Annotated in this window: 11 protein-coding genes; 4 read left to right on the top strand and 7 right to left on the bottom strand. The window is 63.7% G+C overall.

Annotation, left to right across the window (positions count from 1 at the left end; translation table 11 throughout):
• Positions 1-12 precede the first annotated feature (12 nt).
• A complete protein-coding gene (gene minE / locus BCA01S_RS03080; RefSeq protein ID WP_020065213.1) occupies positions 13-270 on the top strand; it encodes a cell division topological specificity factor MinE in 258 nt (85 codons plus the stop codon).
• A gap of 74 nt (positions 271-344) precedes the next feature.
• On the opposite strand, the gene BCA01S_RS03075 is transcribed toward minE, so the two are convergent.
• Positions 345-1862, bottom strand: coding sequence for a chloride channel protein (locus BCA01S_RS03075; RefSeq protein WP_027775650.1), 1518 nt, complete (start codon positions 1860-1862; stop codon positions 345-347).
• Positions 1863-2071: 209 nt separating this feature from the next.
• Between BCA01S_RS03075 and waaC the strand changes: the two genes are divergently transcribed.
• Positions 2072-3073, top strand: coding sequence for a lipopolysaccharide heptosyltransferase I (gene waaC, locus BCA01S_RS03070; RefSeq protein WP_027775649.1), 1002 nt, complete (start codon positions 2072-2074; stop codon positions 3071-3073).
• Between the two features lie 552 nt (positions 3074-3625).
• Positions 3626-3763: a hypothetical protein gene (locus BCA01S_RS38395; protein WP_164701812.1), complete on the top strand. Its 138-nt coding sequence runs from the start codon at positions 3626-3628 to the stop codon at positions 3761-3763.
• A 44-nt stretch (positions 3764-3807) separates the two neighbouring features.
• On the opposite strand, the gene BCA01S_RS03055 is transcribed toward BCA01S_RS38395, so the two are convergent.
• The 5 genes from BCA01S_RS03055 to BCA01S_RS03030 all read right to left on the bottom strand — a co-directional run bounded on the left by BCA01S_RS03055 (position 3808) and on the right by BCA01S_RS03030 (position 9057).
• Positions 3808-3987 carry a hypothetical protein gene (locus BCA01S_RS03055; protein WP_027775648.1) on the bottom strand — a complete coding sequence of 60 codons (180 nt, stop codon included), beginning with the start codon at positions 3985-3987 and terminating at the stop codon, positions 3808-3810.
• 151 nt (positions 3988-4138) lie between these two features.
• A complete protein-coding gene (locus BCA01S_RS03050) occupies positions 4139-5446 on the bottom strand; it encodes an MFS transporter (RefSeq protein WP_020065218.1) in 1308 nt (435 codons plus the stop codon).
• A 408-nt stretch (positions 5447-5854) separates the two neighbouring features.
• Positions 5855-6391, bottom strand: a complete 537-nt coding sequence (locus BCA01S_RS03040; RefSeq protein ID WP_027775646.1) for an energy transducer TonB family protein — start codon at positions 6389-6391, stop codon at positions 5855-5857.
• Positions 6392-6578: 187 nt separating this feature from the next.
• On the bottom strand, positions 6579-7985 hold the full coding sequence (gene argH, locus BCA01S_RS03035; RefSeq protein ID WP_027775645.1) for an argininosuccinate lyase: 1407 nt from the start codon (positions 7983-7985) through the stop codon (positions 6579-6581).
• Positions 7986-8232: 247 nt separating this feature from the next.
• Positions 8233-9057, bottom strand: a complete 825-nt coding sequence (locus BCA01S_RS03030; RefSeq protein WP_027775644.1) for a helix-turn-helix transcriptional regulator — start codon at positions 9055-9057, stop codon at positions 8233-8235.
• Positions 9058-9230: 173 nt separating this feature from the next.
• On the opposite strand from BCA01S_RS03030, the gene BCA01S_RS03025 reads away from it, so the two are divergent.
• A complete protein-coding gene (locus tag BCA01S_RS03025; RefSeq protein ID WP_027775643.1) occupies positions 9231-9983 on the top strand; it encodes a class I SAM-dependent methyltransferase in 753 nt (250 codons plus the stop codon).
• A 56-nt stretch (positions 9984-10039) separates the two neighbouring features.
• On the opposite strand, the gene ppc is transcribed toward BCA01S_RS03025, so the two are convergent.
• Positions 10040-13261 carry a phosphoenolpyruvate carboxylase gene (ppc, locus tag BCA01S_RS03020; protein ID WP_027775642.1) on the bottom strand — a complete coding sequence of 1074 codons (3222 nt, stop codon included), beginning with the start codon at positions 13259-13261 and terminating at the stop codon, positions 10040-10042.
• Between the last annotated feature and the right edge of the window lie 79 nt (positions 13262-13340).

Genomic DNA, 13340 nt, shown 5'->3' with positions numbered 1-13340 from the left:
GGAGCGCACGTTATGTCGATTCTTTCGTTTTTGCTGGGCGAGAAGAAGAAATCCGCGTCGGTAGCGAAGGAACGCCTGCAGTTGATCATCGCGCACGAGCGCGCCGGCGGTCATGCTCCCGCCGATTATCTGCCTGCGTTGCAACGCGAACTGGTCGCCGTGATTTCCAAGTATGTGCGGATTTCCGACGACGACATCCGCGTGAGTCTCGAGCGCCAGGACGACCTCGAGGTGCTCGAGGTCAAGATAGAGATTCCGCAGACCTTATAAGTCTGCTGCTCGCGGTTGGCGCGTGTCGATGCGCGCGCCGAGCGTGAATGTCGGCGAGCGTGGGCGAGCGCGGCTCACGGACGAGGTGCGGGCGAGCCGCCTTCAGCTGGCCTGTCAGCGGGTCGATCGGTTGGGTTGTCGGCGGAAGTGCGAGCGGAGGGATGAGCAGAACTGTCAGCGGACCTCTCGTTGGAGCTATCTGCGGCGATCGCTTCCGCCACCGGCTCCGATGCGTCGACTTCTGGCGCATCCACCGCGGGCACTTCCGGCACCGGAGCGGGCGCCGGGCGCGGCAGCGGCGCCATGTAGCGCTCGGACAGCGCCTCGTATAGCGGCGGTGCGAAAAGGCGCGACACGCGGCTCGCAATCAGCGCGGTGGCCATCAGCGAAATCACGAGCGCGTGACCATTGATCATCTCCATCACGATCACAAAAGACGTGATCGGCGATTGCGTGACGGCGGCCAGATAGCCGACCATGGCGAGGGCGATCAGCATCGGCAGTTGCATGGAGCCGAACACCATGTGCAGCAGATTGCCGAAGCCCGCGCCGATCGACAGCGATGGCGCGAAGATGCCGCCTGGAATGCCGGGCAGGTACGAGCCGACCATCGAAATCATTTTGAGGAACGGATAGAACACCGACAGCTGTTCGTGCCCGTCGAGCAAACCGCGCGCTTCCGCGTAGCCGCTGCCGAACGTGGTGCCGCCCGAAATCAGGCCGACTCCGGCGATCACGAAGCCGCACAGCGCGGCGAACGCGACGGGCCGCTCGCCGTGCAGTTGACGCAGCGGCGCAGGAATCCAGCGCGCGGTGTTCAACAGCAGCCAGCAGAACACGCCGCCCGCAATGCCCGTAATGATGGCCGTGAGCAGCACCGCGAGCGCGAGCAGGTTGGGAAAGTGCGCCCCGATCTGAATGGTGCCGAAGTACGTATAGTTGCCATTCAGTCCCAGCGCGATCACACCGGCAATGATGATGGCGGTAATCAGCACGCCGCTCGCGCGGGCTTCGAAACTGCGAGTCAGTTCCTCGATGGCGAACACGATACCCGCGAGCGGAGTATTGAACGCCGCCGACAGACCCGCAGCCGCGCCGGCCAGCACCAGTTGCCGCTCGATCAGCGCATTCGAACGCGGATATAGTCTGCGCAGATTGAACATGAGGGCCGCGCCCACTTGCACGGTCGGACCTTCTCGGCCGATCGTAAATCCGCCGAGAATCGCCAGAAACGACACCACGATCTTGCCGAACAGAATGCGAAACGACAGCAGTCGCGCGCCATATTCGCCGGGTTTCGAATGAAGCGTGGCGATTACCTGAGGAATGCCGCTGCCCTCGGCGCCGCGAAAGAACTTGCGCGTGAGCCATACGGCGAGCGCGGCCACCGCGGGTGTGATGATGAGCGGCGCCCACACGTGCTCGCGTTGCACGGTGCGGAATTCCTCGTAGCCCCAGTCGATCAGCCGCGCGTAGAGCACCGCCACGAGGCCGACCGCGATCGCCCCGAGCCAGAAAATGCCGTACTGGCGCCAAAGGCGTCTCGCGCGACGCACGATCCCGGAAGAAAGAAGAGGTTGCGCTCGCGACATGAGATCTGGATGTGCAAAGGATGAAGTATAAAGCTTGCGGAAAACGTAAAACCGTATGAAAGCGTTGTGAAATAAAGTAAAAAGGTAAGCTGTAAGGCGCGCGATGTAAGACGCCGTATTGTTTTCCGGCGGCCGCATTGCCCGTTTCAGCAAAGACTATTCCATTCGTCGGCTAAAATATTTTGACGTTGAACAACCGAAGGCCCTCAATGAAGCGAGTCCTTATCGTCAAGGTCACCTCCCTCGGCGATATCGTGCAAGCGCTGCCCGTCGTAGCGGACATCAAACGCGCATTTCCTGGCGTTGAGGTGGATTGGGCCGCAGACGAAGCATTCGCCGAAGTGGCGCAATGGTGCAAGGGTATCGACCGCGTACTGTTCGCGCCGCTGCGGCGTTTCAAGAAAGCGCGCCGTTGGGCCGACTTCAAGGCGATCGCGGCGTCCATCGCGGAACTGCGTGCGCATCGCTACGATTACATCATCGACATTCACGGCGTGTACAAAAGCGCGATCATCGCGTTTCTGGCCCGCTCGTCGCGTTGCATCGGCTACCAGTCGCAGGATCTGGGCGAGCGGGGCGCTGCGTTCGCGTACACGGGGCGCTTTGGTCCGCGTCCGCAATGCAATGCGTGGCATGGCATGCGTATCAGCGCGGGCGAGGCTCTCGGCTACGAAGTAGAAGGCCCGCCCGTCTACGACCTGAAGTTGCCGGAGCCGGTGAGACCCCCGTTCGAAGGCGAGCGCGCGCCAGTCGCCGCGCTTTTTCATGCGACGTCGAAAGACGACAAGAAGTGGCCGATCTCGCATTGGGCGGTGGTCGGCAACGAGCTTTCTCGACGCGGCTTCCGCGTAGTCTTGCCGTGGGGTTCGGAAGGCGAGCGCATCGAGGCCGAGCAGATCGCCGCGCAAGTGCCAGGCTCCAAGGTTCTGCCAAAGATGACCGTGACGGAAATCGCGCAAATGATCGACGCGTGCTCGTTGGTGGTCGGCGCAGACACAGGTTTTGTCCACCTCGCACATGCGCTGCTGAAGCGCACGGTTATGGTTTTCGTATCGACGTCGCCTGAACATTGCGGCGTAGAAGCACCATTCCGCTCGATCTCGGTCGGCGACGGCCTTTCGGTGCCGCCCATCAGCGCCGTGCTCGATGCCATCGACTACGTGCACAGCAAGCCGCCCGCCGTCGCCGGGCAGGGTTCTGCTGCGGCTTGAGCGCAGCCTCGACCGCAATCGTTTGCTCAAAAGAAAAGGGCGCCGCGCGCAGAGTGCCTTGCCACCGGCACTATGACGTGACGCCCCTATAAACGCCCGCGTCGGGGAACGCCGGGCGAAAAGGATTCGGCTTGCTGCGTAACCATGCGACTCGCAAAGCGCTCATTACACGGTTGTTAAATCTGTCGCTTTTCGTTGGTCGGTGGAGTGCTCGCCTACTGTGCGCTTTCGTTGCGCGCTTCCTTGTAGTTGACGAATGCGGGCTGAACGGCGCTCGCAAGCCGTGCCTGGCAGACGCCCTTACCGTCTTTAGGAAGCCACAAGGCGACACCTTCAAGGCCCGTTCCCGACCGACCTTCAAGTCAGTATAGGCGCTGTTTTCATCGGATGTGAGCGTGCATTGCCATGTGTCCAGACGGGGCGCGCGGATCGGCGAACCTGTAACACGCGCGTGATCTTCCCTTACAACTGGCAACGTTCTGGCAGCCGCACGTCGTGTTCAATCGAGTCATTCGAGATTTCTCGAACGAACCTGACTCGATGGAGAACAACATGAAACGCCTGCTCCTGACTCTGATCGCCGGCACCGTACTCGCAACCCTGCTTGGCGGCTGCGTTGTCGCGCCGGCGCCGGGCTACTACTACGGCGGTGGAGGCTACTACCACCATCACGGCTATTACTACCGTTAAGCTGGCGGCTGGCCAAAGCTGGCCCGCAACGGCCGGTCCTGGCGTCAGGCCGCCAACATCTCGAACGCGATCACAGCGGTAATGGCTGCCGCGTTCGCCGCCAGCGCCTCGACGACAATGCCTTTCCAGGTGGCGGGGCGAAAGCGCAGCGCCAGCAGCAGCGAACACAACAACGCGAGCGCGATGATCGTCACGACGTCGGCATTATGTAAGTGAAGGTTCATCCGGGCCTCCCTGCTTGCCATAGGGTCATTCAGGTCGAGTATAGGCAAGTCAAAAAGGCGCGCAAGGCAGGGGATTCACTCAGCGAAACCTCCGCCAGGCGGGGACTTCAGCGATCAACCCGCCGAGGTTCCCTACCTGTCTATCGCCGCGTCACATCAGGCGCGAGTCGCGCGTCTCGCGCATGCACAGCACGCCGATCATGCTGACGGCCGCGGCGATCGACACATACGCGCCCACCCACGGCAGCCCGCCGCGCGCGGCCAGCATTTGCGCAATGTACGGCGCAACCGATGCGCCGAGAATCCCGCCGAGGTTGTATGACACACCCGCGCCGGTATAGCGGACGTTGGTGGGAAACAGTTCGGGCAGCAGCGCGCCCATCGGCGCGAAGGTCACGCCCATCAGGAATAGTTCGATGACGAGGAACAGCAGCACGAGCGGCGTTTGCCCGCTGCCGAGGAGCGGCGCCATGGTGAAGCCCGACAGGACCGCTGCGACGATGCCCACGATCAGCACCGGCTTGCGGCCATAGCGGTCGCTTGCCCAGGCGGACAGCGGCGTGGCAAGTGCCATGAACACCACGGCAATGCACAGCAGCCCGAGGAAGGTCTGCCGCGGAATGTGCAGCACCGACACGCCATACGACAGCGAGAACGTAGTCGCGTTATAGAACAGCGTGTAGCAGACCACCATTGCCAGCGCGCCCAGCAGCGTGGGCACCCAATGCCGCGACAGCAGCGTCGCGATGGGCACCTTAACGCGCTCCTGACGCTCGATGGCGGCCTGGAAGGCCGGCGTCTCCGCGATCTTCAGCCGCACGTAAAGCCCGAGCGCGACCAGCACCGCGCTTACGAGGAACGGCACGCGCCAGCCCCAGCTACGGAACTGCGCGTCGCTCAACGACATCGCAAGGGCGAAGAAGAGGCCGTTCGACGCGAGAAAGCCGATCGACGGTCCGAGTTGCGGGAACATGCCGAACCAGCCGCGCTTGCCGGCAGGCGCGTTTTCGGTGGCGAGCAGCGCCGCGCCGCCCCATTCACCGCCGAGGCCAATGCCCTGGCCGAAACGCAAGATGCACAGAAGGATCGGTGCAAGACTGCCGATCGAGTCGTAGCCCGGCACGAAGCCGATCAGCGTGGTCGAGACGCCCATCACGAGCAAAGACGCGACGAGGGTCGATTTACGGCCGATGCGGTCGCCGAAATGGCCGAACAGGAACGAGCCGATCGGCCGCGCGACGAACGCAATGCCGAACGTGACGAAGGCCGACAGGGCCTGAGCCGTTGCCGAGCCATGCGGAAAAAACACCGGGCCGATAACGAGCGCCGCGGCGGTCGCGTAGACATAGAAATCGTAGAACTCGATCGCGGTGCCGATGAAGCTAGCGAAGATGATCCGCGCGCTGTTGGTGTGTCCGGCCGCATTAGGCTCGGCCGCGGAAATCGGCGATGTGGACATGCAGGGTCTCCATGTATCGTGATGCCGCGTCGCCTCGCTCGATAGGGGCGCAGTGTGGCTGCGCAGCGGCGCGGTCGATCGGCATCTTTGTTCAGGTTCGTGCGCTTGAGTCGGACTCGCGTCGGCAATCACGCTGGCGGGCGACGAACCCGCAGCATACAGCGTCGTCCGTTGGACTCGCGCGCGAATGGGGCCTTATGCGCGTGCATGGCGATCACGCCGCCACGCAGCAAAGGCGTTTGCGTGGCGCGCGTGGATGACGCGGCGCCGCGACAGGTGGCTGCAAGCCGCGCCGGCGGATGAGCGGGCGGCCTGCACCGTGCCGGAGGCTCCGGCGAGGGAATCGGAAAATTATAGCGAGCGAGGCGCGCGCGCAGCAAGGCGGCTGGCCGATCGGCCAGGCCGCGCTCAGTCGATGGTCAGCGCTTGCGGCGAGGCCAGTTCGCGCAGCTGGAACTTGCCGTCGTCGTTGAAGAGCCAATCTTCGAACAGTTCGAGCTGGCCGCGGCCGTTCAGCAATTTGCCCGGCGGCAACGGCAGCGGTGATGCACGTCGCAACGTGGCGAGCGCGGTGCTTTCCGCTTCGTCGTCGCCGTTCGTGCGATACACCGACGATGCCACCACGTGCCCGTTGCGATCGACGGTGAACGACACCACGACGAGCGAGCGCAGCATCGCTTGCGGCTTGCCGCGCAGTACATACGAAGGATTGCGCTCGACGATGCGTTGCGCGACCGCCTCCCGATACTGATCGAGCGTCACGCTGTTGACTGCGGTGGGCGGCGTTGCGACGACCGCGCTTGGCGGCGGCGTGAACGTGCAGCCGGTGACGGCGAGTGCCAGCAACGCAACGTATGCCGTGCCGCGTAGAGGTAGTGACCATGCGCAGCCGCGGCGAGCGCGGCATTCAGTCATGGGGCGAAGCAGGCGCGTGCGGGTAAGCATGATGAACCACTAAAAAGGGCAGAACCTGCTTAGATCGTAGTCAAAAACCGCAGGGTTTCAATCCGCGTTCGCCCCCGGTATGTCGACTTAGGCGCCAGAAAAAAAGGCGAACTCGCCAACGAGTTCGCCTTCGCAATTCGCCGTGCATGAACGCGCCCATGCAGGCGCGTTCGCAACTCGACGCGTGTCAGTTCAACGCTTGCCGTGCCGCTTTGACTGCGGCCAGCACCTGCTCGGGCGCGGTGCCGCCAGGATGATTGCGGCTTGCAACCGAGCCTTCGAGCGTCAGGTACGAGAACACGTCGTCGCCGATCAGATGCGCGACGTTCGGCAATTCCGCGCGCATTTCATCGAGCGTGAGGTCCGCGAGATCGCAGCCGCGATCCGCGCAGATGCGCACGGCCAGCGCAACGGCTTCGTGCGCGTCGCGAAACGCCAGGCCGCGCTTGACCAGGTAGTCGGCGAGATCGGTTGCCGTCGAGAATCCTTGCAATGCGGCGTCGCGCATGGCTTGCGGTTTCACCGAAATGCCCGCGACCATTTCAGCGAAGATGCGCAGCGTATCGGCAACGGTGTCCACCGTGTCGAACAGCGGTTCCTTGTCTTCCTGATTGTCCTTGTTGTACGCGAGCGGCTGGCCTTTCATCAGCGTGAGCAGCGCCATCAGATGACCGTTCACACGGCCGGTCTTGCCGCGCGCGAGTTCGGGCACGTCGGGATTCTTTTTCTGCGGCATGATCGACGAACCCGTGCAGAAGCGGTCGGCCAGGTCGATGAAGCCGACGCGCGGGCTCATCCACAGCACGAGTTCTTCGGAGAAGCGCGAGATGTGCGTCATGACGAGCGCCGACGCCGCCGTGAATTCGATTGCGAAATCGCGGTCGGACACGGCGTCGAGCGAGTTTGCGCAGATGCCGTCGAAGCCGAGCGTCTTTGCCACCGCGTGACGGTCGATCGGATAGCTCGTGCCGGCGAGCGCCGCTGCGCCCAGCGGCAGACGGTTCACGCGCTTGCGGCAATCGAGCATCCGCTCGGCATCGCGAGAAAACATTTCGACGTAGGCGAGCAGGTGATGGCCGAACGTGACCGGCTGCGCGACCTGCAAGTGCGTGAAGCCGGGCATGATGGTCGACGCGTTCTTCTCCGCCATGTCGAGCAGCGCCGTGCGCAGTTCCTTCAGCAACGCGCCGATGCGGTCGATCTCGCCGCGGAGCCACAGGCGGATGTCGGTCGCGACCTGGTCGTTACGCGAGCGGCCCGTGTGCAGACGCTTGCCGGCGTCGCCGATCAGCGCGGTCAGGCGTGCTTCGATGTTCAGGTGAACGTCTTCCAGGTCGAGTTGCCACTCGAACTCGCCTCGCTCGATTTCGCCCTTGATCTGCGCCATGCCGCGTTGGATCGCGGCGAGGTCTTCGGCGGCGATGATCTTCTGCGCACCCAGCATCGAGGCGTGCGCAAGCGACCCTTCAATGTCGACGAGCGCGAGACGCTTGTCGAAGAAAACCGACGACGTGTAGCGTTTGACGAGCTCCGACATCGGCTCCGAGAAGCGAGCCGACCAGGCTTCGCCTTTTTTGTGCAGTTGGGACGTCATGGTTTTGGGCAGTTAAGCGGCAGTTATCCAGCAGTTAAAGGCGATCGGGCGAGCGGTATGAAGCTGACGACGCGGATGCGCCTGGCATGACTGCAAGCGCACCGCCGAAGCATGAAAAGACAGGGATTTTAACACTGGCGCAACGCCGCGCCGACGACGAACCCGCGCCTGTCGGCTCACCGCGGCTCGCACGCCTGCTCATACGACGCGCTGGCCTGCGGCCTGCATTGGCGGCCCGTGTCACGGCCTATTCGCGCACCAGCACTACCAGCTTGAGATCTTCGCGATGCGCGGGCTTGAACGTAATCTGATCGTAGACGAGCCGGCCGTCGCGCGGATGATTGAATTCGCGCCGTCCGCCTTCGCGGCCTCCGACGTCTTGCGAGGCCCAGAAGCGCGCAAACGCGTCGCTCGCCGCGGTGAGCGAATCGATCAGCGCACGCGTTGGCGCGTCGTTCAGATGACGAATCGAATCCGCGCGAAACTCGGCGGCTAGACGTCGCGCGCGCGTGTCCCAGTCGACGATCAGCTCGCGCGCCGCCGGTTCCGTGAACGTGTAGCGCAGCAGATTGCGATCATGCGAACCGTCGAGCCAGCCGACGAAAAGATCGGCCGCGCGTTCGTTCCAGGCGAGCGCATTCCATTGACGGTCGAGCACATAAGCGGGCGCGTCTACGAGTTGCACGGTTTCGAGCAGTGTCGCGGGCGCGTCGGCGGCGGCCGGGTCGGGCTCGGCCGGATCGCGCTGGGCGGCCAGTTCGAACAGATACGCCCGCTCGGCCCGCGACAGTTGCAGCGCGACGGCGATACGTGCGAGCGCGTCCGCGGAAGCAGAAACCGGACGCCCCTGCTCGATCCATGTGTACCACGTCGGACTCACGCCGCACAGCTGCGCGACTTCCTCGCGCCGCAAGCCGGGCGTGCGGCGGCGCGGGCCCGGCGGCAGGCCGACCGCTTGCGGCGACAGCCGCTCGCGGTGCGCGCGGATGAAGTCGCCCAGCGCGCGGGCGGGCGTGGCATCGAGCGGCGGCGGGTTGTCGGCGGAAGCTGGCGTGCTCGTTCGCGTGGTCATTCGTTTGGTGCGGCGTGAGGAGGGTGGTATAGATACCAGAATAATTGCTTAACTTGTACTGGTACACGGCGGGCTCTATTGTAGCGGCGTAGCGGCTCGAACGGCAGGCCGCGCTGCCAGCACCAGAAACGCGGACCTACAACACAGTCCCACGCAGACAACCGGAGCTATTCATGAAGCATCACGATCAGGTCGCCGACGCCTTCGGGTCGACCGCCGCCGCCTATTTGACGAGTCCGACCCACGCAACCGGCGCGGATCTGCGGACGCTTGCCGAGTCGATCGCGGCGACGCCGGATGCGACGGTGCTCGACATGGGCTGCGGCGCGGGCCACGCGAGTTTCGCGGTCGCGCCGCATGCGAAAGAAGTGATCGCCTACGACATCGCTGCGCCGATGCTGGCCACGGTGGAAGGCGCCGCGAAGGATCGCGGCCTCGCCAACATTCGCACGCAGCAGGGCGCGGCCGAGAAATTGCCGTTCGCCGATCACACGTTCGATTGGGTCATCAGTCGGATGAGCGCGCATCACTGGCACGACGTGGCGCTGGCGCTCGCCGAAGTGCGGCGCGTACTGAAGCCGGGCGGCCGGGTGCTGTTCGTCGACATCGCCGGTATAGACCATCCGTTGCTGGACACGCATATCCAGGCAATAGAACTCCTGCGCGACGGCTCACATATTCGCGATTACCGCGCTGACGAATGGATCGCGCTCTTCGAAACCGCACAGTTCAAGGCCTCGATTCGCGAGCGCTGGCGCATCGACATCGAGTTCAGTTCGTGGGTGGCGCGCATGCGCACGCCTGAGGAGCGCGTGGCGGCGATCCAGTCGCTGTGGCGCAATTCGCCGGATGAAGTGCGGCACTATTTCGACGTGAAGGAAGACGGCTCTTTCAAGCTGGACGCGTTGATGGTCGAAGCGGGTTGAGAAGGCATGCGGACATGGGCAGCGGCGCCTGCAAACGCCACTGCCATCCCGAACCGTCAGCCCGTATTGCGCAACCCCGCCGCGATACCGTTGATGCTCAGATGAATCCCGCGCCGCACGCGCGCGTTGGTGTCGCCCGCGCGGTAACGCTTGAGCAATTCGACCTGCAGGTGATTAAGCGGATCGAGATACGGAAAGCGGTTCTTGATCGAACGCGCGAGCAGCGGATTTTCGGCGAGCCGTTCGCTCTTGCCGGTGATCTCCGACAACACTTTGGACGTACGCTCCCATTCCGCGACGATCCGCTCGAACACATGCTTGCGCAGCTTCTTGTCGGTGACGAGCGCCGCGTAGCGCGAGGCCACCGCAAGGTCGGTCTTCGCCAGCACCATGTCCATGTTCGAGAGCAGCGTCGAGAAGAACGGCCAGGTCTTGTGCATCTTCTTGAGTTGCGCGAGACGGCGTCCGCGCTCGGCATCGCTCGGTGCGTCGTCGAGATACGCGGCCACCGCAGTGCCGAAACCATACCAGCCGGTCAGCAACAGCCGGCATTGGCCCCACGAGAAACCCCACGGGATCGCGCGCAGATCTTCGATCTTGCGTTGCTTCGGATCCTGCAACTTGCGTGACGCGGGACGGCTGCCGATGTTCAGTTCGGCGATCTCCGAGATCGGCGTGGACTCGAAGAAATACTCCTTGAAGCCGGGCGTTTCATACACGAGCGCGCGATACGAGGCCATGGCCGCGTCGGACAATTGCTGCATCGTGGATTCGAAAACCGGCAGTTCCGCGGGCGCCGTGCCATGCGGCAGCAACGATGCTTCGAGCGTCGCGGCCACCACCGTTTCAAGATTGCGCCGGCCGATTTCCGGATTGCCGAACTTGCTCGCGATCACTTCGCCTTGTTCCGTCAAGCGAATCTGACCGTCGACCGTGCCGGGCGGCTGCGACAGAATCGCCTGATAAGTCGGGCCGCCGCCGCGGCCGACGGTGCCGCCTCGTCCGTGGAAAAGGCGCAGCGTGATGCTGCGTTCGTTGAAGAGCGACACGAGCGCGAGTTCCGCGCGATACAACTCCCAGTTCGACGTGAGAAAGCCGCCATCCTTGTTGCTGTCCGAGTAGCCGAGCATCACTTCCTGCTCGTTGCCCTGATGTTCGATTATCGAGTCGACGCCCGGCAGCGCAAGGAGATCGCGCATGATGTGCGGCGCGTTGCGCAAGTCAGGGATCGTCTCGAAGAGCGGGATGACCATCAGCGCGGCTCTCGCCGGATCATTCGCGTCGCCGAGCCGGCCTTGTAGCAGGCCGGTCTCTTTTTGCAGCAGCATGACTTCGACCAGATCGCTGACTGTCTCGGTGTGCGAAATGATGTAGTTGCGAACCGCGCGCGCGCCAAATTTTTCACGCGTGACACGCGCTTGCTCCAGCACGCCGAGTTCGCTCTTCACGAGATCCGAGTACTCTGCATACGGCAGGCGCAACGGGCGCGGCTGCGTAAGCTCTGCGAGCAGCACTTCGAGCTTCTCGCTTTCGGCGAGCGCGGCGTAGTCGTCATGAACGCCCGCGCGCTTCAGCAGTTCGGCGATCACCGCTTCGTGGATGTCCGAACTCTGGCGCAAGTCGATGCTCGCGAGATGAAAGCCGAATACTTCGGCCGCGCGCGCGAGCGGTGCCAAACGCGGCGCCGCGAGCGGCGCGCCATGATGCGCGGCGAGCGAATCGATCAGCACGTGCAGATCGCGCACGAATTCGGACGCGTCGTCGTACGGCGTCGCGCGAATCGGCGCTGCGCCGCGGCCCGCACTGCGCAGCGGCACGCTGCCTTCGCCGAGACGCACGCGCGCACTTGCCGCGAGCCGCGTGTACATGCCGATCAGCGCACGGCGATAAGGTTCGTCGGTACGGTGCGGCGAACGGTCAGGCGAAACCTCTGCAAGCGCTTTGAGCTCGTCGCTCGCGCCGGCGAGCAGATTCGACACGGACAATTCCGCGCCGAGCTTGTGCACCTGCTCGAGATAGTGTTCAAAGATCACCTCCGCCTGGCGCGCGATCGCATGTTCGAGCGTTTCGGCCGTGACATTCGGATTGCCGTCGCGGTCGCCGCCGATCCAGCTGCCCATCTGGAAGAACGGAGGCAGACGCGCTTCGAGGCCGTGTTCCTTGAGCGCCTCTTCGATGTCGGCATATAGCGCAGGGATTTCTTCGAGGAAGGTAGCGCGGTAGTACGACAGCGCGTTTTCGATTTCATCGGCGACCGTGAGCCGCGAGTCGCGCAGCATCCGCGTTTGCCACAGCGACGTGACGCGCGCGCGCAGCATTGCTTCGTTATGCGCACGTTCGCGGTCGGTCAACTGCTGATCGCGTTCGGCGAGCAGGCGTGCGACGTCGTGCTCTGCGTCCAGAATGCTCTTGCGCTGCACTTCCGTTGGGTGCGCCGTCAGCACGGGCACGATCAGCGCGTCGTTGAAAAATTGCTGCAGCACTGGCGTGGCGGCGGTGCCCGCTTCGACGAGCCGCTCCAGCGCATAGGCAATGGTGCCCGGCTGCGCGGCGGAGCCCGCCAGCGCGTGAATCCGGTGACGGCGATTGCGGTGGCGGTCTTCGGCGATATTCGCGAGATGCGAGAAGTAGCTGAACGCGCGCACCACGCTGACCGTCTGTTCGGGACTCAGCGAGCGCAGTTTTTTGTCGAGCGTCTGCACGGCGGCGTTGTCGTCTTCACGGCGAAAACGCACGGCCGTCTGGCGGATTGTTTCAACGACGTCGAACACCGCGTCGCCTTCCTGTTCACGCAGCACGTCGCCGAGCAGCCGCCCCAGATAGCGGATGTCCTGGAAGAGCGGATGGTCCTTGTCGGCGCGCGTGCGGCCGTTGGTTTTCGGCGCGGCGACGACGGTGTCCCCGGAGACGGCTTGCAGGTTCGGCGCCTTGTTTTCAGCCTTGTCTTCCACCTTGTCTTCCGCTTTGTTCTTGGCTTGCGCTTTCGAGTTCGTCTTCACCTCGGCCTTGTTCGTGGCGGACGCGGTTTTGGCCGGCTTGTCCGCTTTCGAAGCCTTGACGGCTATTTCCGGCTTGGCCGGCGCGGTGGTCTTATCGGCCTTGATGGCTTTCGCGGCGTTCGCAGCCTTCGCGCTGGAGGACGCCCGTTTGACTTTGCCGGGCTGGGCGGCGCCAGCGCTAGACGATGCGGAGGCCATGGACGCGTCGGCGTCGACAGTGGAAGCGTTGGGCGATGCAGTGTTGCGGCGGGCAGGGCGCGCCGATCCGGAAGACGTCACGATGGGTTTCCTCAGGGAAGCCAGGGTCTGTTAAGTGATGAACTGCTACTGCGGAACTCAAAACTGCACTGGAACTGCA

It is taken from the genome of Paraburkholderia caledonica NBRC 102488 (genome assembly GCF_000685095.1).
Lineage (GTDB): Bacteria > Pseudomonadota > Gammaproteobacteria > Burkholderiales > Burkholderiaceae > Paraburkholderia > Paraburkholderia caledonica.
The sequence above is the reverse complement of the archived record's forward strand: the minus strand, read 5'-3'. Positions and strand labels throughout refer to the sequence as shown.

Excerpts from the sequence above, each read along its gene's own strand:
- minE (WP_020065213.1), top strand. The coding sequence starts at position 13 with ATGTCGATTCTTTCGTTTTTGCTGGGCGAGAAGAAGAAATCCGCGTCG.
- BCA01S_RS03075 (WP_027775650.1), bottom strand. The coding sequence starts at position 1,862 with ATGTCGCGAGCGCAACCTCTTCTTTCTTCCGGGATCGTGCGTCGCGCG.
- waaC (WP_027775649.1), top strand. The coding sequence starts at position 2,072 with ATGAAGCGAGTCCTTATCGTCAAGGTCACCTCCCTCGGCGATATCGTG.
- BCA01S_RS38395 (WP_164701812.1), top strand. The coding sequence starts at position 3,626 with ATGAAACGCCTGCTCCTGACTCTGATCGCCGGCACCGTACTCGCAACC.
- BCA01S_RS03055 (WP_027775648.1), bottom strand. The coding sequence starts at position 3,987 with ATGAACCTTCACTTACATAATGCCGACGTCGTGACGATCATCGCGCTC.
- BCA01S_RS03050 (WP_020065218.1), bottom strand. The coding sequence starts at position 5,446 with ATGTCCACATCGCCGATTTCCGCGGCCGAGCCTAATGCGGCCGGACAC.
- BCA01S_RS03040 (WP_027775646.1), bottom strand. The coding sequence starts at position 6,391 with ATGCTTACCCGCACGCGCCTGCTTCGCCCCATGACTGAATGCCGCGCT.
- argH (WP_027775645.1), bottom strand. The coding sequence starts at position 7,985 with ATGACGTCCCAACTGCACAAAAAAGGCGAAGCCTGGTCGGCTCGCTTC.
- BCA01S_RS03030 (WP_027775644.1), bottom strand. The coding sequence starts at position 9,057 with ATGACCACGCGAACGAGCACGCCAGCTTCCGCCGACAACCCGCCGCCG.
- BCA01S_RS03025 (WP_027775643.1), top strand. The coding sequence starts at position 9,231 with ATGAAGCATCACGATCAGGTCGCCGACGCCTTCGGGTCGACCGCCGCC.